Annotated in this window: 18 protein-coding genes; 3 read left to right on the forward strand and 15 right to left on the reverse strand. The window is 56.9% G+C overall.

Annotated elements, in window-relative coordinates; genetic code table 11:
• Positions 1-4: 4 nt before the first annotated feature.
• From D3871_RS09900 to D3871_RS09910, 3 genes are read right to left on the reverse strand one after another with little or no spacing between them, the layout of a single operon-like run.
• Positions 5-2269, reverse strand: coding sequence for a RelA/SpoT family protein (locus tag D3871_RS09900; protein ID WP_119768738.1), 2265 nt, complete (start codon positions 2267-2269; stop codon positions 5-7).
• A 23-nt stretch (positions 2270-2292) separates the two neighbouring features.
• Positions 2293-2643 carry a RidA family protein gene (locus D3871_RS09905; RefSeq protein ID WP_119768739.1) on the reverse strand — a complete coding sequence of 117 codons (351 nt, stop codon included), beginning with the start codon at positions 2641-2643 and terminating at the stop codon, positions 2293-2295.
• A 20-nt stretch (positions 2644-2663) separates the two neighbouring features.
• A complete protein-coding gene (locus tag D3871_RS09910) occupies positions 2664-3530 on the reverse strand; it encodes an alpha/beta fold hydrolase (protein ID WP_119768740.1) in 867 nt (288 codons plus the stop codon).
• A 111-nt stretch (positions 3531-3641) separates the two neighbouring features.
• Between D3871_RS09910 and D3871_RS09915 the strand changes: the two genes are divergently transcribed.
• Positions 3642-4436, forward strand: a complete 795-nt coding sequence (locus tag D3871_RS09915) for a 3-hydroxybutyrate dehydrogenase (protein WP_119768741.1) — start codon at positions 3642-3644, stop codon at positions 4434-4436.
• Positions 4437-4514: 78 nt separating this feature from the next.
• Here the strand turns inward: D3871_RS09915 and D3871_RS09920 are convergent, their stop codons facing one another.
• Both D3871_RS09920 and D3871_RS09925 read right to left on the reverse strand, forming a co-directional pair.
• On the reverse strand, positions 4515-5168 hold the full coding sequence (locus tag D3871_RS09920; RefSeq protein ID WP_119768742.1) for a 3-oxoacid CoA-transferase subunit B: 654 nt from the start codon (positions 5166-5168) through the stop codon (positions 4515-4517).
• Positions 5169-5182: 14 nt separating this feature from the next.
• On the reverse strand, positions 5183-5881 hold the full coding sequence (locus tag D3871_RS09925) for a CoA transferase subunit A (protein WP_119768743.1): 699 nt from the start codon (positions 5879-5881) through the stop codon (positions 5183-5185).
• A 122-nt stretch (positions 5882-6003) separates the two neighbouring features.
• On the opposite strand from D3871_RS09925, the gene D3871_RS09930 reads away from it, so the two are divergent.
• Entirely contained in the window at positions 6004-6564 is a 561-nt protein-coding gene (locus tag D3871_RS09930) for a PAS and helix-turn-helix domain-containing protein (protein WP_119768744.1), read from the forward strand.
• 15 nt (positions 6565-6579) lie between these two features.
• Here D3871_RS09930 and D3871_RS09935 read toward each other — a convergent pair whose 3' ends face one another.
• The gene (locus D3871_RS09935) at positions 6580-6993 is read right to left on the reverse strand and encodes an acyl-CoA thioesterase (protein WP_119768745.1); all 414 of its coding nucleotides are present in this window, start codon (positions 6991-6993) and stop codon (positions 6580-6582) included.
• 51 nt (positions 6994-7044) lie between these two features.
• A complete protein-coding gene (locus D3871_RS09940) occupies positions 7045-7821 on the reverse strand; it encodes an SDR family oxidoreductase (RefSeq protein ID WP_119768746.1) in 777 nt (258 codons plus the stop codon).
• 164 nt (positions 7822-7985) lie between these two features.
• Here D3871_RS09940 and D3871_RS09945 point away from each other — a divergent pair, with 164 nt between their 5' ends.
• Positions 7986-9662, forward strand: a complete 1677-nt coding sequence (locus tag D3871_RS09945) for an electron transfer flavoprotein-ubiquinone oxidoreductase (protein ID WP_119768747.1) — start codon at positions 7986-7988, stop codon at positions 9660-9662.
• Positions 9663-9776: 114 nt separating this feature from the next.
• On the opposite strand, the gene D3871_RS09950 is transcribed toward D3871_RS09945, so the two are convergent.
• The 8 genes from D3871_RS09950 to nuoI form a co-directional block, all read right to left on the reverse strand.
• Positions 9777-10331, reverse strand: a complete 555-nt coding sequence (locus D3871_RS09950) for an NUDIX domain-containing protein (RefSeq protein ID WP_119768748.1) — start codon at positions 10329-10331, stop codon at positions 9777-9779.
• Between the two features lie 69 nt (positions 10332-10400).
• A complete protein-coding gene (locus tag D3871_RS09955) occupies positions 10401-10706 on the reverse strand; it encodes a DUF2818 family protein (protein ID WP_119768749.1) in 306 nt (101 codons plus the stop codon).
• Positions 10707-10722: 16 nt separating this feature from the next.
• On the reverse strand, positions 10723-12204 hold the full coding sequence (gene nuoN, locus D3871_RS09960; protein WP_119768750.1) for an NADH-quinone oxidoreductase subunit NuoN: 1482 nt from the start codon (positions 12202-12204) through the stop codon (positions 10723-10725).
• A gap of 51 nt (positions 12205-12255) precedes the next feature.
• Positions 12256-13746: an NADH-quinone oxidoreductase subunit M gene (locus D3871_RS09965; RefSeq protein WP_119768751.1), complete on the reverse strand. Its 1491-nt coding sequence runs from the start codon at positions 13744-13746 to the stop codon at positions 12256-12258.
• Between the two features lie 27 nt (positions 13747-13773).
• The gene (nuoL, locus tag D3871_RS09970; RefSeq protein WP_119768752.1) at positions 13774-15831 is read right to left on the reverse strand and encodes an NADH-quinone oxidoreductase subunit L; all 2058 of its coding nucleotides are present in this window, start codon (positions 15829-15831) and stop codon (positions 13774-13776) included.
• Positions 15832-15858: 27 nt separating this feature from the next.
• A complete protein-coding gene (gene nuoK, locus D3871_RS09975) occupies positions 15859-16170 on the reverse strand; it encodes an NADH-quinone oxidoreductase subunit NuoK (RefSeq protein ID WP_199724804.1) in 312 nt (103 codons plus the stop codon).
• A 9-nt stretch (positions 16171-16179) separates the two neighbouring features.
• Positions 16180-16830 (reverse strand): NADH-quinone oxidoreductase subunit J, encoded by a 651-nt coding sequence (locus tag D3871_RS09980; protein ID WP_119768754.1) that lies wholly within the window; start codon positions 16828-16830, stop codon positions 16180-16182.
• A gap of 53 nt (positions 16831-16883) precedes the next feature.
• Positions 16884-17372 (reverse strand): NADH-quinone oxidoreductase subunit NuoI, encoded by a 489-nt coding sequence (nuoI, locus tag D3871_RS09985; RefSeq protein WP_119768755.1) that lies wholly within the window; start codon positions 17370-17372, stop codon positions 16884-16886.
• Positions 17373-17376 lie beyond the last annotated feature (4 nt).

The following is a 17376-nucleotide window of genomic DNA, read 5'->3' on the forward strand; positions in this document are numbered from 1 at the left end:
TGCGTTACTGGCGTTGCACTTCGAGCACGCCGCTGACCTCGCGAATGATTCCTAGTGCTCTCTGCAACTGTGCAGTCGATGAAATCTCCGCGGTAAACGACATGCGAGCCTGACCTTTGGCGCTTTGCGTGCTGACGCCGATGACATTGATTTTCTCACGCGAAAAGATTTCGGAAACATCCCTCAGCAATCCCTGGCGATCGCTCGCAAGGATGAAGATATCCACCGGATATACCGTTTCCTTCCCCGGCTCGCCCCAAGTCGTCTGAATGACGCGCTCGAGGGCATTCTTCCTGATCTGTGCAAGGTTCTTGCAGTTCGCTCGATGTATGGAGATGCCCTTGCCACGCGTGACGAATCCAACGATTTCATCCGGCGGCGCAGGCTTGCAGCATCGCGCAAGCTGTGTCAGCAACCCATCGGTACCGACGACCAGAACTCCGGAGCGCGCCCCCTTCGCGACGCTCGACGCACGGCTCTTGTTGGTGATGACGGTTTCAACGTCAGGGGCCTGCTTCGGAGGATGCTTGTGCGGATCATCGGCATGCAGCAGCAGTTCAATGTTGCGCAGGCTGAATTCTTCCTTGCCGACCGCAAGGAAAAGCTCATCCACCTTGGCAAATCCGAGCTTGTGTGCAAGCTCTTCATGGTTGATCGCGGTCCGTCCTTCGCGCTGCAGGGTTTTTTCCACGAGCGCACGACCATGCGACAAGGTTTCCTGCTGCTCGATGGCATTGAACCACGCGCGTACTTTCGAACGTGTGCGCGGGCTCGCGACATAGCCTGGACTTAGCCAATCGCGCGACGGACCTGCAGCGGTGGCTGCGCCGCCGCGCGCCGAAATGATTTCTACTGTCTGCCCATTCTTCAGCGGAGTGTTCAGCGGCACCATGGCGCCGTCGACGCGCGCCCCTCGGCAGCGATGCCCGAGATCCGTATGCAAGTGATAAGCGAAGTCGATTGGCGTAGCGCCATTCGGCAGTTCGATCACCCTTGCCTGTGGAGTCAGCACATAGATGCGGTCATCCAGCGAAGCCGATTTCAGCTTCTCTACCCATTCGCGCTGTATGTCATCCTGCTCAACAACGGCATCAGCCACCTCGCTCTTCCAGGCGAGCAATTGCCGCAGCCAGGCAATCTTTTCATCATACTTTTGCGCCGCGAATCCGGACCCGCCGCTTTCCTTGTATCGCCAGTGGGCAGCGACGCCATACTCGGCGAATCGATGCATTTCATGCGTACGGATCTGCACTTCCAGTGCCCTGCCATCCTCGCCCACCACAACAGTATGCAGCGACTGATAGCCGTTCGATTTGGGCCGTGAAATATAGTCGTCGAATTCTGCTGGGATCGGCGTCCAGATGTTATGCACGAGTCCCAACACTGTATAGCAGGTCTTGGCATCGTCGACGATGACACGGAATGCGCGCACGTCGTACAGCTCGGAGAAGTCCAGCGACTTGCCGCGCATTTTGTTCCAAATGCTGTAGATATGCTTGGGCCGGCCAAACACATCTGCCTTGATACCGGCCGCAGCAAGCTCGGAGCTCAGACGCGCAATTGCACTTGCCACGAAGCTCTCGCGCTCGAGACGTTTTTCCTCAAGCATTTTGGCAATGCGCTTGTACGCCGGCGGTTCAAGAAACCGGAATGCGAGGTCCTCGAGTTCCCATTTCAGCTGCCACACCCCTAATCTGTTGGCCAGCGGGGCATACAGGTCGAGCGTCTCGCGCGCATAACCGTGCGTCTTCTCGTCTTCGAGTCGTATCTCGGCAAAATAGCGCAAGCTTGTCACCCGTGACGCCAGCCTTACCAGCACGACGCGCATGTCGGATGCCATTGCCAGCAGCATCTTGCGTAGGGTCTCTAGCTGCTCGGCCGCCTGTTGCGATGCATTTTTGCCGCGCATGACTTCCTTGTGCCTGAACGTCTGGCCGTGCAGCTTCATCAATTGGTGAATTCCGTTGACGAGTTCGGAAATTTCCTCTCCGAACCGCTCTTCAATTGTCAGCGCGGCAGCCGGATCGAATTCCGCAAGCTCGAACAGCAGCCCGGCGATCCGTGAGTCGGTATCGGTATTGAGGAGCGCGAGCGTGGTCGCCACGCCTTCGGCGAATGCAAAAGCATCCTGCCCCGTCACCACGGTCTTGCCGCGATAAAGCGGCTCGACGAATGCAAGCGCATCAAGCACGCGAGCACCGTCATCGGCATTCAAGCCGACGCAGAGCTGCACGTGCGTTTCGCTGGGCGATGCGACAGTCGAGACCATGGACGATGCCGGAGACTTATTGCTTATTTCACGGCGGCCGTTACCACCATTTCAACCAGCCACTCCGGTTTGGCAAGCTTGGCTTGAACTGTCGCCCGCGGCGGTGAATTGCCTTCGGCCACCCATTCATTCCAGACGGCATTCATGTCGGCAAAATCCTTGATGTCCGCGATATAGATCTGGCACATCAGGATGCGTGATTTGTCGCTGCCGGCTTCCGCAAGCAGGCGATCGATATGCCCCAGGACCTCGCGGGTCTGTCCCTCGATATTCTGGGTAAGGTCTTCGGCAATCTGGCCGGCGAGATAAACCGTTCCATTGTGAACCGCGACTTCCGAAAGCGTTTTTCCTACGTGCAGGCGTTTGATATCCATGTTGACGAGTCGTTGAATAACTATGCAAATAAAAAATTCTTGATGATGGCGATCTGGTCGTCATGCATCAGCGTGGGGGCGTGACCGACGCCGGGCAATTCGACAAGCTTGGCCTTTGGACCGCGCGCCTGCATTGTCTCGGCGACTTCCATTGACACCAGGTCCGACTCGGCGCCACGAATGAGCATGGTCGGACACGCGATCGCATCATAAGTGGCCCAGAGCAGCGCTTCACCCTGCTTCGCGCTTTCCGGCGATACGGACTTGAACGGCACTGAAATATTCAGATCGTAATGGCGGATCCACTTTCCATCGGCGTCCTGCCTGAGAACGTCGGACGCCAGCTTGAGCCACTCCTGATCGCTATGCAGTCCAAACGGCAAGGAGATCTCACGTATATAGCGAACCCCTTCTTCGAACGTTGCAAAGCGGACATCCTGACCGATGTACTCGCCGATGCGTGCAATTGCAACCGGCTTCAAGGTCGGCCCGATATCATTGAGCACGAGCTTTTGCACCGGGCTGTCTTTTAGCGCCGACAGGCCCATGCCGATCAAGCCTCCCATCGACGTGCCAATCCAGTGCACGGCATCGGCATTCAGGCGCGCCAACAGGGTCACCATATCACTGACGTATTGCGCGACCTGGTAGTGCTGCGGATTCACCAGGCGACCCGAGCGGCCGCGACCGACCACGTCGGGACACACGACACGGTATTCGCTGCACAATGCCGCCGCCAGATTGTCGAAGTCATCGGATACCCGTGTTACGCCATGGACGCAGACGAGGACTTTCGGGTTTGCGGGATCACCCCACTCCTTGTAGGCCATCTTGTGCAGCCCGCCAGGCGACAAGCATTGCACGCTTTTGATTTGAGCTTGAGTCATTTTTGTGGGGAATCAGCGAATCCGATTGCCATTCTCACATTTTAGCGGGCGTTCCGCTTAAAATTCTATTTAACTTCGGCTCAGATCCAAATTTCATTCGCAGGAGAAATCATGCAGGGCACCATGCTTAAAGGGAAAACCGCGCTGGTCACCGGATCGACGTCCGGAATTGGACTGGGCATCGCAAGAAAATTTGCGGCGCAAGGCGCAAACATAGTTTTGAACGGCTTTGGCGATCAACAGGAAATTGAAAAACTGCAAGCCGATATGCGCGCGGAGTTTGGTGTGCAGACCGCCTATCATGGCGCAGATATGTCCAAGCCTGCGGACATTGAAGCGATGATGCATTTTGCCGTCGACAAATTCGGGGCAGTCGATGTGCTGGTCAACAATGCCGGTATCCAGCATGTTGCCAACATTGAAGACTTTCCTGCCGAGAAATGGGATGCCATCATCGCGATCAATTTGAGTTCGGCCTTCCACACTACACGCCTTGCACTGCCATCCATGAAGGCGAAGAACTGGGGCCGCATCATCAATATCGCATCGGTCCACGGTCTGGTCGGGTCGGCGCAAAAGTCGGCCTACGTCGCTGCCAAGCACGGGATTGTGGGCTTTACCAAAGTCACGGCCCTGGAAACGGCGCACAGCGGCGTAACCTGCAATGCGATCTGCCCGGGTTGGGTATTGACACCGCTGGTGCAACAGCAGGTCGATGCACGCGCTGCACAGCAAGGCTTGTCGAATGACGATGCCAAGAAAAGCCTGCTGTCGGAAAAGCAGCCGTCGGGAGACTTTGTCACGCCGGAGCAGCTTGGCGATCTCGCGGTGTTTTTATCCAGCGACGCGGCAAGCCAGGTGCGCGGGGTGGCATGGAATATGGACGGCGGTTGGGTAGCGCAATAAGCACCAATAAGCACCGTAATTACGGTCGCAATAAAAACGGCGCTCGAAAGCGCCGTTTTTATTTTGCGAAGAACGGAATCAGCGAACCGCTGCCACATCCAGTTCCGCACCGGTTTTTTCGATGATTTCATCGACAGTAACGCCGGGCGCCAGTTCGATCAGCTTCAAGCCTTGCGGAGTCACGTCGATTACACCGAGATCGGTGATGATGCGATTGACGACGCCGACACCGGTCAGCGGCAGGTCGCACTTCTTGAGGATCTTGTGCGAGGTGCTGCCATCCTTGGCCTTGGCCACATGCTCCATCAACACCACAACACGGCCAACACCAGCGACCAGGTCCATCGCGCCGCCCATGCCCTTGACCATCTTGCCCGGAATCATCCAGTTTGCCAGATCGCCCGTTTGACTCACCTGCATCGCGCCGAGAATCGCAATGTTGATCTTGCCGCCGCGGATCATTGCGAAGGAATCGGCCGAGCTGAAGAAGGACGAGCCGCGCAGCGACGTCACCGTCTGCTTGCCGGCGTTGATCAGGTCCGCATCAACCGAATCTTCGGTCGGGAAAGGACCGATGCCGAGCAATCCGTTTTCCGATTGCAGCCAGACTTCCATATCGTTCGGAACGTAGTTGGCCACCAGCGTCGGCAAGCCGATACCAAGGTTCACATAGAAACCGTCCTGCAGTTCCTTTGCCGCACGCGCGGCCATTTCATCACGAGTCCATGCCATGTTCGTTCTCCGGATTACTTTGCACGCACGGTGCGTTGTTCGATACGCTTTTCCGGCGTCGCATTGACCACGATGCGGTGCACGAAAATACCTGGGGTATGGACCTGGTCCGGATCAAGTTCGCCGGTCTCGACCAGCTGCTCCACTTCGACCACGGTGATCTTGCCGGCCATGGCGACGTTGGGATTGAAGTTGCGCGCGGTCTTGCGGAACACGAGATTGCCGACCTTGTCAGCCATGTAGGCTTTCACCAGCGAGACATCCGCCACCAGCGAACGCTCCATCACGTATTTTTCGCCGTCGAAGTCGCGCACTTCCTTGCCGTCGGCGACGATGGTGCCGACGCCGGTCTTGGTGAAGAATGCCGGGATGCCGGCGCCGCCCGCACGCAGCTTTTCTGCGAGCGTACCTTGAGGAGTGAATTCAAGCTCCAGTTCGCCCGCCAGGTACTGACGTTCGAACTCCTTGTTTTCGCCCACGTAGGACGCGATCATCTTCTTGATCTGACGCGTGGTCAGCAACTGGCCGAGGCCGAAGCCGTCGACGCCGGCGTTGTTCGAAATCGCCGTCAGATTCTGCACGCCGGAGTCGCGCAGCGCTGCGATCAGCGCTTCGGGAATGCCGCACAGGCCGAAGCCTCCTACCGCGATCGTCTGCCCGTCCTTGACGATACCGGCCAGCGCACTGGCGGCATCAGGATAAACTTTATTCATACCGACCCTCTTCTTGTGTTGTGTAAAGTACCCGTAGGCTGTCCGCCAGCATAAGATGGTGGACTTACCCGTGCAATACCGTAAAAATACCAATTTTCCGCAATATAAGCGCCCCACACCTCATGAGCGCATTACCAACAATAGATTACGAGACAATTTTCCGGCATGCGCCAGTCGGCATGTGCGTGTCGCACAATCGCGTGATCCATGCCTGCAACGATGCATTGGCGCGCATGTTCGGCTATCAACCGCGCGAACTGATCGGCAAATCCTTCCTGGTGCTGTACCCTACGCTCGATGAATTCGAGCGTACCGGCGCCCGTATCGTGCCCATCATGAGCGCCAAGGGCCATTACTCCGACGAGCGCATCATGAAACGGTCTAACCAGGAGCTATTCTGGTGCCATGTGAGCGGACGTTCCTTGATCCATGACGACCCGCATGCGGCCGGCATCTGGACTTTTGAAGATTTGAGCGCAAAGCGTCCGGTAACCGCCGAGCTGACGCCGCGCGAACGGGAAATCGCCGCCTTGCTGGTTGAGGGCAAGACCAGCAAGCTGATCGCCCGCCAAGTCGGGCTTAGCCCGCGCACGGTGGAAATGCACCGCGCCAAACTGATGCGCAAGTTCTCTGCATCCACGTCCAGCGAGCTGGTGCATCGGCTGGTGGGCGTCACCGGCTAATAGTCCGGCCACTGGCTACTCAGGGGTTGCCAGCAACGCGCGGATCCGATCAGGCAAAGCTGTCGATTTTTCTTCCGGAAAATTAACCCATACCACCTTAGCGCCGCCTTCGGCCGCCAGCACATCCGGCTGATCGACGCGCCGTATTTTCTGGTAGGTTTCAAAGCTGGAGCGCCCCGGCACGCCGACGTAAGTCGCCACCTCGATGTCTCCGGGATACTTCAACTGCTTGATGAAGGTGCAGTGCGCGTTGATGATCACCGGGCCCTCGCCGCCGGGATCCGGCTCAAAGCCGGCTTCGGTGAACCACAGGATTCGTGCCGTTTCGAGGTAGCGAAAATAGACCGTGTTGTTGACATGACCCATCGCATCCATATCGCCCCAGCGGATAGGCATGCGCATCGTGTGTACCAGCTTTTTTTGCGTCATCGGTATGCAAGCGTCATTGATTGTTGCATGGCAATTTTCATGCAGCGAAGCTTATTGGGCAGCCATGCCGTCATCGGCGGCGACCACGGCTCCATTCATGAAGCGCGACTCTTCGCCGGCGAGCAACAACAAGAGGCCGTCCAGGTCTTCGGGCTGGCCGAGACGTTTTCGAGGCAGCATATTGATCAATTGATGACCCTGCTCGGTCGCAAAATAGTCTTCATTGATTTCGGTACTGATATAGCCGGGGCAAATCGCGTTGACATTGATGCCGTAACGCCCCCACTCCACCGCCATCGACTTGGTCATATGCACTACTGCCGCCTTGCTCATGCAATAGATGCCGATCTGGGGCAATACACGCAGTCCGGCTACCGAAGCGATGTTGATGATGCGATGCTGCTTCTTGGGATCGCCCTTGGCACGAGCAATCATGCGCTTGGCTGTTTCCTGCGCAACAAAGAAGGCGCCGCGCTGATTGGTATCCATCACGAAGGCATAGTCTTCCGGGGTAACATCCACCAGACGCTGGGTGGTCGACACGCCCGAGTTATTGACCAGGATGTCGATGGGGCCGGCTTCGGTTTCCGCATGGGCGATGGCGGATTTGATGCTTGCGTAATCAGTGACATCCAGGGCAACTACATGCGCCGCGCCGCCGGATGCCTCAATCTCTGCACGCAACTCCTTGAGCCGCTCCACGCGACGCGAAGCCAATACAACTTGAGCACCGGCTTGAGCGAGAACTTTTGCAAATCGAGCCCCCAAACCGCTGGACGCTCCGGTAATCAATGCGATCTTTCCTTCAAAGTTGACTTCGATCCCCACAACTTTCTCCTGTTTTTGTCTATCGATTGACGGTGCTGCAACGCGCGAGACGCTATCATTACATGAAAGAGCGGCGATTAGAGTGGAGTGTCTAGCGTTCTCAAGCAAAATCCACGACAATTAGCACGTTCGTTCGATAATTTTAAACTACCTTGGTGAAACCCATGACGCAGACCCAGAACCTGATAGAACAATACGGCCCGCGCGAAGCGATGGAATACGATGTGGTCATCGTGGGCGGCGGCCCGGCCGGCCTGTCGGCCGCGATTCGCCTGAAGCAACTGGCCGCTGAAAAAGGCAACGAGGTGTCGGTCTGCGTGCTGGAAAAAGGCAGTGAAGTCGGCGCCCATATCCTGTCCGGCGCGGTGATGGACCCGATCGCGATGAACGAGCTGTTCCCCAACTGGAAGGAACTCGGTGCACCCTTGCACACCGAAGTCACCGAAGACCGCTTCCTGTTCCTGACCGAAAAGAAAGCCACCAAGACCCCGGACTGGATGCTGCCCGCCTGCTTCCAGAACCATGGCAACTACATCGTGTCGCTGGCCAACGTGGTGCGCTGGCTCGGTCAGCAAGCCGAAGCGCTGGGCGTGGAAATCTTCCCCGGCTTCCCGGCGGCTGAAGTGCTGTACAACGACGACGGGTCGGTGCGCGGCGTGGCCACCGGCAACATGGGCGTGGACCGTCACGGCAAGCCCACCGATGCCTTCCAGCTTGGCATGGAACTGCATGCGAAATACACCTTCTTTGCCGAAGGCGCGCGCGGCCACCTGGGCAAGCAACTGATGGCGACGTACCACCTGAACAAGGACAGCGATCCGCAAACCTATGCGATCGGCATCAAGGAATTGTGGGAAATCGATCCCAAGATGCACAAGCCTGGCCTGGTGATCCATACCGCCGGCTGGCCGCTGGATGCCGATACCTATGGCGGCTCGTTCCTGTACCACCTGGAAAACAACCAGGTCGCGGTCGGCTATGTGGTGGGCCTGGCATACCAGAATCCCTACCTGTCGCCGTATGAAGAGTTCCAACGCTACAAGACCCATCCGGAAATCCGCAAGTTCTTCGAAGGCGGCAAGCGCCTGTCGTATGGGGCGCGGGCATTGGTGGCTGGTGGCATTCAGTCCCTGCCCAAGTTCACGTTCCCGGGCGGTGCGCTGATCGGCTGCGATGCCGGTTTCCTGAATGCGTCGCGCATCAAGGGCAGCCATGCGGCGATGAAGACCGGCATGCTGGCCGCTGAAGCGGCATTTGCGGCGCTGGGCGCGAATCGCCAGCATGACGAGTTGGTTGCGTATGCGGACAGCTTCAAGACCTCGTGGCTGCATGAGGAATTGCACAAGGCGCGCAACTTCAAGCCGTTCATGGCCAAGGGTTTGTACACCGGCACGCTGATGGTGGGCATCGACCAGGTGGTGTTCCGCGGCAAGGCGCCGTGGACCCTGCGACACAAGCATGCGGACCATGAATGCCTGCGTCCTGCAGCAGAGTTCGAACCGATCGTGTATCCGAAGCCGGATGGCAAGCTGACCTTTGACCGCTTGTCGTCGGTGTTCATTTCCAACACCAACCATGCGGAAGAACAGCCGGCGCACCTGACGCTAAAGGATGCGAGCGTACCGGTCAACATCAACCTGGCGACATATGCGGGACCGGAGTCGCGCTATTGCCCGGCCGGCGTGTATGAGTTCGTGAAGAACGATGCGGGCGACGATCGCTTGCAGATCAATGCCCAGAACTGCGTGCATTGCAAGACTTGCGACATCAAGGATCCGACACAGAACATCGTGTGGGTGACACCGGAGGGTGGCGGCGGCCCGAACTATCCGAATATGTAAAAACAGCCCGAATCAAGGGATTTCAGCAAAAGAGCCGCGATTGCGGCTCTTTTTCGTTGGCTTGATCGCCTCCCAGACATGCCGGTTAAGACGATCTATGCGTCTGACGCTGGATCACGCCTTCCACTGACCGCTCGCCATCTTCTCCAGCCAGAAGGTGCCAATCACCGTCTTTACATCGGTGATCTTCCCTTCCCTCACCCATGCCAGCATCTCGGGCACGGTAGCCGTAAACGTTTCCAGAAACTCGCCATCATCCAGCTTGCTTTCACCGGGCGTCAGTCCACGTGCCAGGAATATATCAAGGTGTTCGTCTGAATAGGCAATGGCATTGTGGATGGTGCAAACGAATTGCCATTCGCTTGCCATATAACCGGTTTCTTCCTGCAACTCGCGCTTCGCACAGTCGAGCGGATCTTCATTAGGGTCGATTTTTCCGGCAGGGAATTCGATAAAGACATCGTGCAGTGGATAACGGAACTGGCGTTCCAGCAGCACCTTGCCATCGTCCATCAGAGGAAGGATGACCACGGCGCCGGGATGCTTGATGTATTCACGCTTGGCGCGTTGGCCGTCAGGCAGCTGTATGGTGTCCCGTTGAACCTTCAGGAAATGGCCCTCATAAGCGACTTCTGTGTCGACTTGGGTTTCTTTGAGATGCAAATCCACGTAAGCGCTCCGTCTAGCAAATGAAAGCGCTTATTGTACCGTCGGCGACAGGGGTCGCATTACCCTATATCAACCGTGCCGCTTACGCAGGTAACGGAAAACGAAGCCTGGAAAAGCGAGCACCAGAAACAAGCAGCCGGTAATGGCGTAAAACTCCCAGCGCTGAGTGAAGACATTGCCGATGCGAGATTCAAGCAGATAAGCTATACCGCCCACCACGAAATACAAGACGAACAGTTCCAGGAGTCGCAGCCATAGCGACTTGGTCGGCCGTCCGAGCGGAACGGCCGCGAATAGCCTTTCGTTAATGAAAGGCAGGTTGGCGGCCGCAATCGCCAACAGGATCACGAACCAGCTTGAGAGCGAAACATCCACTGCTGTCGCTTGCCTTTCAGGACGCCAGGGTCTTGACGATCGCGGTTGCGCAGATCGCCATGAGCGGTCCAGGCAAAATACCGAGAGCCAGCACGGCGAGGCCGTTCACGCTCAGGGTTACGCGCATATCGCTCGGGACCGCGATCTTGCTGTTATCGACCGGATCTTCAAAGTACATGGCCTTGACGATACGCAGGTAATAGAAGGCACCGATCAACGACAACATTACCGCTAGCACGGCAAGCCAGACCTGTCCCGTGCTGAGCACTGCCTGCAATACCGAAAGCTTTGCATAGAATCCCACCGTTGGCGGAATGCCGGTCAGCGAGAACATCAGGATCAGCATCACGAACGCAAACCACGGGCTGCGCTGATTGAGTCCCTTGAAATCGTCGATGTTTTCCGCCTCAAAACCGGCGCGTGCGAGCAGCATGATCAGACCGAAGGTGCCCAGGGTGGTCAGCACATAGGTGATCGAGTAAAACATGGCCGAGCTGTAGGCATTGGCCGCGGAAGACACGTTACCGTTCGCCACACCGGCCAGCAAGCCCAGCAGCATGAAACCCATCTGCGCGATGGTCGAGTAAGCCAGCATGCGCTTGATGTTGGTCTGGACGATCGCAGTAATGTTCCCTATCGCCATTGACAATACCGCGAGCACCATGAGCATCTGCTGCCAGTCGATCGCCAGCGGGAACAGGCCTTCCACCAGTACGCGAATGCAGATCGCAAATGCGGCCAGCTTCGGCGCGCCACCCAGCAAGAGCGTCACGGCGGTCGGTGCACCTTGATAGACGTCAGGCACCCACATATGGAAAGGTACGACGCCGAGCTTGAACGCGAGACCTGCGACCAGGAATACCAGGCCGAATACGAGTACGGTCTTGTTGGCCGTGCCGGATGCGGTCGCCTTGGCGACTTCCATCAAATCCAGCGAGCCGGTCGCGCCGTACAGCATCGACATGCCGTAGAGCAGGAAGCCGGACGACAATGCGCCGAGAATGAAGTACTTCATCGCGGCTTCCGTGGATACCGCATTGCCTCGACGCAGGGCAACCAGCGCATACATCGCCAGCGACATGAGTTCGACGCCGAGATAAATGATCAGGAAGTTGTTACCCGAGATCATGACCATCTGGCCGAGTACCGAGAACAGGGCCAATACGTAAAATTCACCGCCGACCGTCGTGCCGAGCATGCCGCGATCAGTCGCATACTGGCGCGAATAGATCAGTGTCATGCCAACCGCGATATAGCAAAAGATCTTCAACAGGTTCGACATCGGATCCGAGACGAACATATTATTGAAGGTGTAAGTCGTCGGATTGCTGTAGTCCGCCACGTTCAAGCCAATGCAGACCAGCAGTGCGCCTATGGTCAGCGCATAGGTGATGTTGCGCTTTGCATCGGACAGGAACATGTCGATGAGCAGGATTGCCGATGTCGCTATCAGAAGAAAAATTTCCGGGTAGACCGGTACGAGATTCACGGTATTCATCTTTTCGTCGCTATTTTGCGTTCACGTAGTCATTCGCCAGACGGCTGCTCATTACGGCAGTTTGGTGACGGCGACATGCTTGAGCAGGTCGTCGACGGATACTTGCATGACGTCGGTGAACGGCGCCGGATAAATTCCCATCGCGATCACGGCAATCGCCAGCATACCCATCATGAGGAATTCACGCGCGTTCAGATCGGTCAGCGCGGCAACATGCTCATTGCCGACATCGCCGAACACCACGCGCTTGACCAGCCACAGCGAGTAGGCGGCGCCGAAGATCAGGGCAGTGGCAGCCAGCATGCCGATCCAGAAATTGAATTCGACTGCCCCCAGGATCACCATGAATTCACCGACGAAGCCCGAGGTGGCCGGAAGGCCGCAGTTTGCCAGGGAGAACAGGACGAAGAACGCTGCAAAACGGGGCATGGTATTAATCACGCCGCCATAGTCGGCGATCTGGCGGCTGTGCATGCGGTCGTACAGTACGCCTATGCAAAGGAACATGGCGCCGGACACGAAGCCGTGAGAAATCATCTGGACGATACCGCCCTGCACTCCCATCGGATTGAATACGAAGAAGCCGAGGGTCACAAACCCCATGTGGGCAATCGATGAATACGCAACCAGTTTCTTCATGTCGGTCTGCACCAACGCAACCAGGCCGATGTAGATCACGGCGATCAGCGACAGTGTAATGATGAAGCCGGCCAGGACGTGGCTCGCATCAGGAACGATCGGTAGCGAGAGCCGCAGGAAGCCGTAGGCGCCAAGCTTGAGCATGATGGCCGCCAGTACCACGGAACCGCCGGTAGGTGCTTCGACGTGCGCATCCGGCAACCAGGTATGCACCGGCCACATCGGCACCTTGACCGCGAAGGCCATCAGGAAGGCAAAGAAAATCAACACCTGCACGTTCATCGGCAGCGGAAGCTTGTGCCATGTCAGGATTTCAAAGCTGCCGCCCGAGCTGAAGTACAGATACAGAATCGCGACCAGGGTCAGCAAGGAGCCGAGCAGCGTGTACAGGAAGAACTTCATCGCTGCATACACACGGTTCGCACCACCCCACACGCCGATGATGATAAACATCGGAATCAGTGTCGCTTCGAAGAACACATAGAACAGCACCCCATCGAGCGCGCAGAAAACCCCGATCATCACACCGGAAAGAATCAGGAATGCGCCCATGTACTGGGCAACGCGCTTTTCAATCACTTCCCAGCCGGCGATCACGACGATGACGGTAATAAACGCGGTCAGCAGCACGAACCAGACCGAGATGCCGTCCACGCCAAGCAGGTACTGGACATTGAAGCGTTCGATCCAGGACATCTTCTCGACGAACTGCATGCCGTGCGCCGCCTTGTCGAACTGGCTGATCAGCGGCAGCGTGACCAGGAAGCTGATGATCGAGCCGATGAGCGACATGCCGCGCACCAGGCCTGGATTATCGTCCCGCCCAAACGCCAGAATGAACAGACCGAATGCGATCGGACACCAGATCGCGAGACTCAGAAGAGGAAAAGTTGACTGCATCATGGTTTTTATTTGCTTTGCTTCGCCAACTTATTTGGCAAACGACGGGAACGGCATGAAATAGAACAAGAAGCCGAGCACGCCAAGGATCATGACAAATGCATAGTGGTAAATGTAGCCGGACTGCAGGTGGCGGATGATACCGGAGAACCAACCGACCGCCTTCGCGCTGCCATTGACGAACACGCCGTCGATGATCGCGCGATCGCCCACTTTCCACAGCCCGCCTCCCAGCGCGCGTGTACCGGCACCAAACACGACTTCGTTGAACTTGTCCATGTAGTACTTGTTGTCCAGGAGCGCGTAGATGCCATGGAACTTGTCATGGAACCATGCAGGAACCTTGGGGTTGACCATGTAGCAGTAGTAGGCAGCAGCCACACCAGCCAGCGCAAGGAAAAACGGCGCTGTCGTAAAGGAATGCAGGCCCATTGCCACGGCACCGTGGAACGCTTCGTTAAGCACCTGCATCGCGCGATGCGATTCGCCGACGATAATTACATCCTTGAAGAAATCGCCATGGAGCATGGGACCGATTGCAATCGCACCGATCAAGACCGAAGGAATCGCCAGCAGGATGAGCGGCACCGTCACGACAGCGGGCGCCTCGTGCGGCTTCTCACCCGGAGCGAGACCGTGATGGTGATGCGCATCATCCCCGTTGGCATCTTCTTCAGGCTCCGCAAGGTGATGATGGTCATGCGCCTTGCCGAAACGCTCTTCGCCGTGGAAGACAAGGAAGTACATGCGGAACGAGTAGAAGGCGGTCACGAAGACGCCGGCCAGCACCGCGAAATTGGCGAAGCCGGCACCTGCGATATGGGTTTCGTGCACCGCTTCGATGATGCTGTCCTTCGAATAGAAGCCCGAGAAGAACGGCGTACCGATCAGCGCCAGCGAGCCGAGCAGCGAAGTAATCCAGGTGATCGGCATGTACTTGCGCAAGCCGCCCATGTTCCGAATGTCCTGGTCGTGGTGCATGCCGATAATCACGGCGCCAGCGCCAAGGAACAGCAGCGCCTTGAAGAAGGCATGCGTCATCAGGTGGAAGACGGCAACCGAGTAGGCGGAGGCGCCGAGCGCAACCGTCATGTAGCCGAGCTGCGACAGCGTCGAGTACGCCACCACGCGCTTGATGTCGTTCTGGATAATGCCAAGGAAACCCATGAACAGCGCGGTGATTGATCCGATAACCAGAATGAAGGACAACGCGGTGTCGGACAATTCAAACAGTGGCGACATGCGCGCCACCATGAAAATGCCGGCAGTCACCATGGTCGCGGCATGAATCAGCGCGGAAATCGGTGTCGGGCCTTCCATCGAATCCGGCAGCCAGACATGCAGCGGGAATTGCGCCGACTTGCCCATGGCGCCGATGAACAGGCAGATACAGGCGACCGTGATCAGCATCCAGTCAGTACCGGGCAGCAGAAATTTGCTCAATTCTTCGCGCTTGGCGAACACTTCGGCGTAATTCATCGAACCGGCATACGCGAGCAAGAGACCGATGCCGAGGATGAAGCCGAAGTCCCCGACCCGGTTGACCAGGAAGGCTTTCATGTTCGCGTGAATGGCCGTCGGGCGAGTGTACCAGAATCCGATCAACAGATAAGACACCAGACCTACCGCTTCCCAGCCGAAAAACAGCTGCAGGAAGTTGTTGCTCATGACGAGCATCAGCATCGAGAAGGTGAACAGCGAGATATACGAGAAGAAGCGGTTATAGCCTTTGTCGTCGGCCATATAGCCTATCGTATAGATGTGCACCATCAGCGACACGAAGGTGACGACGCACATCATCATCGCAGTGAGGCTGTCGATCAAGAAGCCGATCTCCAGCTTGAGGCCGTTGACCGTCATCCAGTTGTAGATGGTCCCGTTGTAGCTCGCTCCATCCATGACTGCCAGCAGCGTCTGGATCGAAATGACGAGCGCGATGAACACGCCCAAGATCGTCACCGAATGCGATGCGGTGCGGCCGATCTTGTTGCCGAAGAACTTGGTGCCGAACAGGCCTGCAATCGCAGAACCTGCAAGCGGTGCCAGCGGCACAGCCAGGAGTAAGTGAGGGTTAAGTTGCCCCGCCATGATGGACCTTATCCGTTATTTTTGTGATTAACCTTTGAGACTGTCGAGATCTTCCACATTGATGGTGTCCAGGTTACGGAACATCACCACCAGAATGGCAAGACCGATCGCGGATTCCGCGGCAGCCACAGTCAGGATGAAGAAAACGAAAATCTGCCCGGCCGCGTCGCCCAGGTAATACGAAAACGCGACGAAGTTCATGTTGACCGCCAGCAGCATCAGTTCGATGGCCATCAACAGCACGATGACGTTCTTGCGGTTCAGGAAAATACCGACGATGGAGATCGCAAAGAGGATCGCACCGAGGATCAGATAATGAGCGAGCGATAATGCCACGATGGTCTTTCCTTATTGTTTTTCTGCTGTCGGCGTCGCAGGCTGCGCACCCGTGCCACCATTGGCGCGCTCCGACTCGGCCTTCATGCTGACGATGCGGATACGGTCGTTGCGCTTGACCTTGACCGCTGCCGCCGGGTCGAAATACTTGCTGTCCTTGCGACGGCGCAGTGTCAGCGCGACAGCTGCGACGATGGCAAGCAGCAGGACCACCGCTGCGATCTCGAACGCATAGATGTATTCCGTATAGATCAGCTTGCCGAGTTCCTTGGTGTCGCCGATATTGGCCGATATCGCAGGCACCTGTGTTTCCGGAGCCCAGAAGCCGTGCAGGAGAACTGCCGCCATCTGCAGCACGATCAGCGTGCCCACCACGGCTGCGAGCGGGAAATATCCCCAGAATCCTTCGCGCATCTTGCCGATGTCTATATCCAGCATCATCACGACGAACAGGAATAGCACCATGACGGCACCGACATAGACCAGGACCAGGACGATGGCGAGGAATTCTGCCTTCAGCAGGAGCCAGATTGCGGCAGCCGAGAAGAAGGACAGAACCAGGAACAGTGCGGCATGCACAGGGTTCCTTGCGGTAATCACACGGACCGCGGCGAATATCAGAATCGCCGAGAACGCATAGAACAAAGCAGTTTTAAATTCCATAATCGACCAGGTAAGTCAGCTTTCTTTATGCAGGCCAGGACAGCCAATCAATATCAACGGTATGCAGCGTCGGCTGCGCGGGCAGCTGCGATGTCCTTTTCGTAACGGTCACCGACCGCCAGCAGCATCTCTTTGGTGAAATAAAGGTCGCCGCGCTTTTCGCCGTGATACTCGAGAATATTGGTTTCAACGATGGAGTCGACCGGGCAGGATTCTTCGCAAAAACCGCAGAAGATGCACTTGGTCAGGTCGATGTCGTACCGGGTGGTGCGGCGTGTGCCGTCATCGCGCTCTGTCGATTCGATGGTGATGGCCATCGCCGGGCATACCGCCTCGCACAGCTTGCAGGCAATACAACGCTCTTCACCGTTCGGATAACGGCGCAAGGCGTGCAAGCCGCGAAAACGTGGGGACAACGGTGTTTTTTCCTCAGGAAATTGCACGGTAATCTTGCGGGCAAACATATAGCGCCCGGTGAGCGCCATGCCCTTGAGCAACTCTCGCAGCATCAAGCTGCCGAAAAAATCTTTGATGGCTTCCATAGCG

Source organism: Noviherbaspirillum saxi (assembly GCF_003591035.1).
GTDB lineage: Bacteria > Pseudomonadota > Gammaproteobacteria > Burkholderiales > Burkholderiaceae_D > Noviherbaspirillum > Noviherbaspirillum saxi.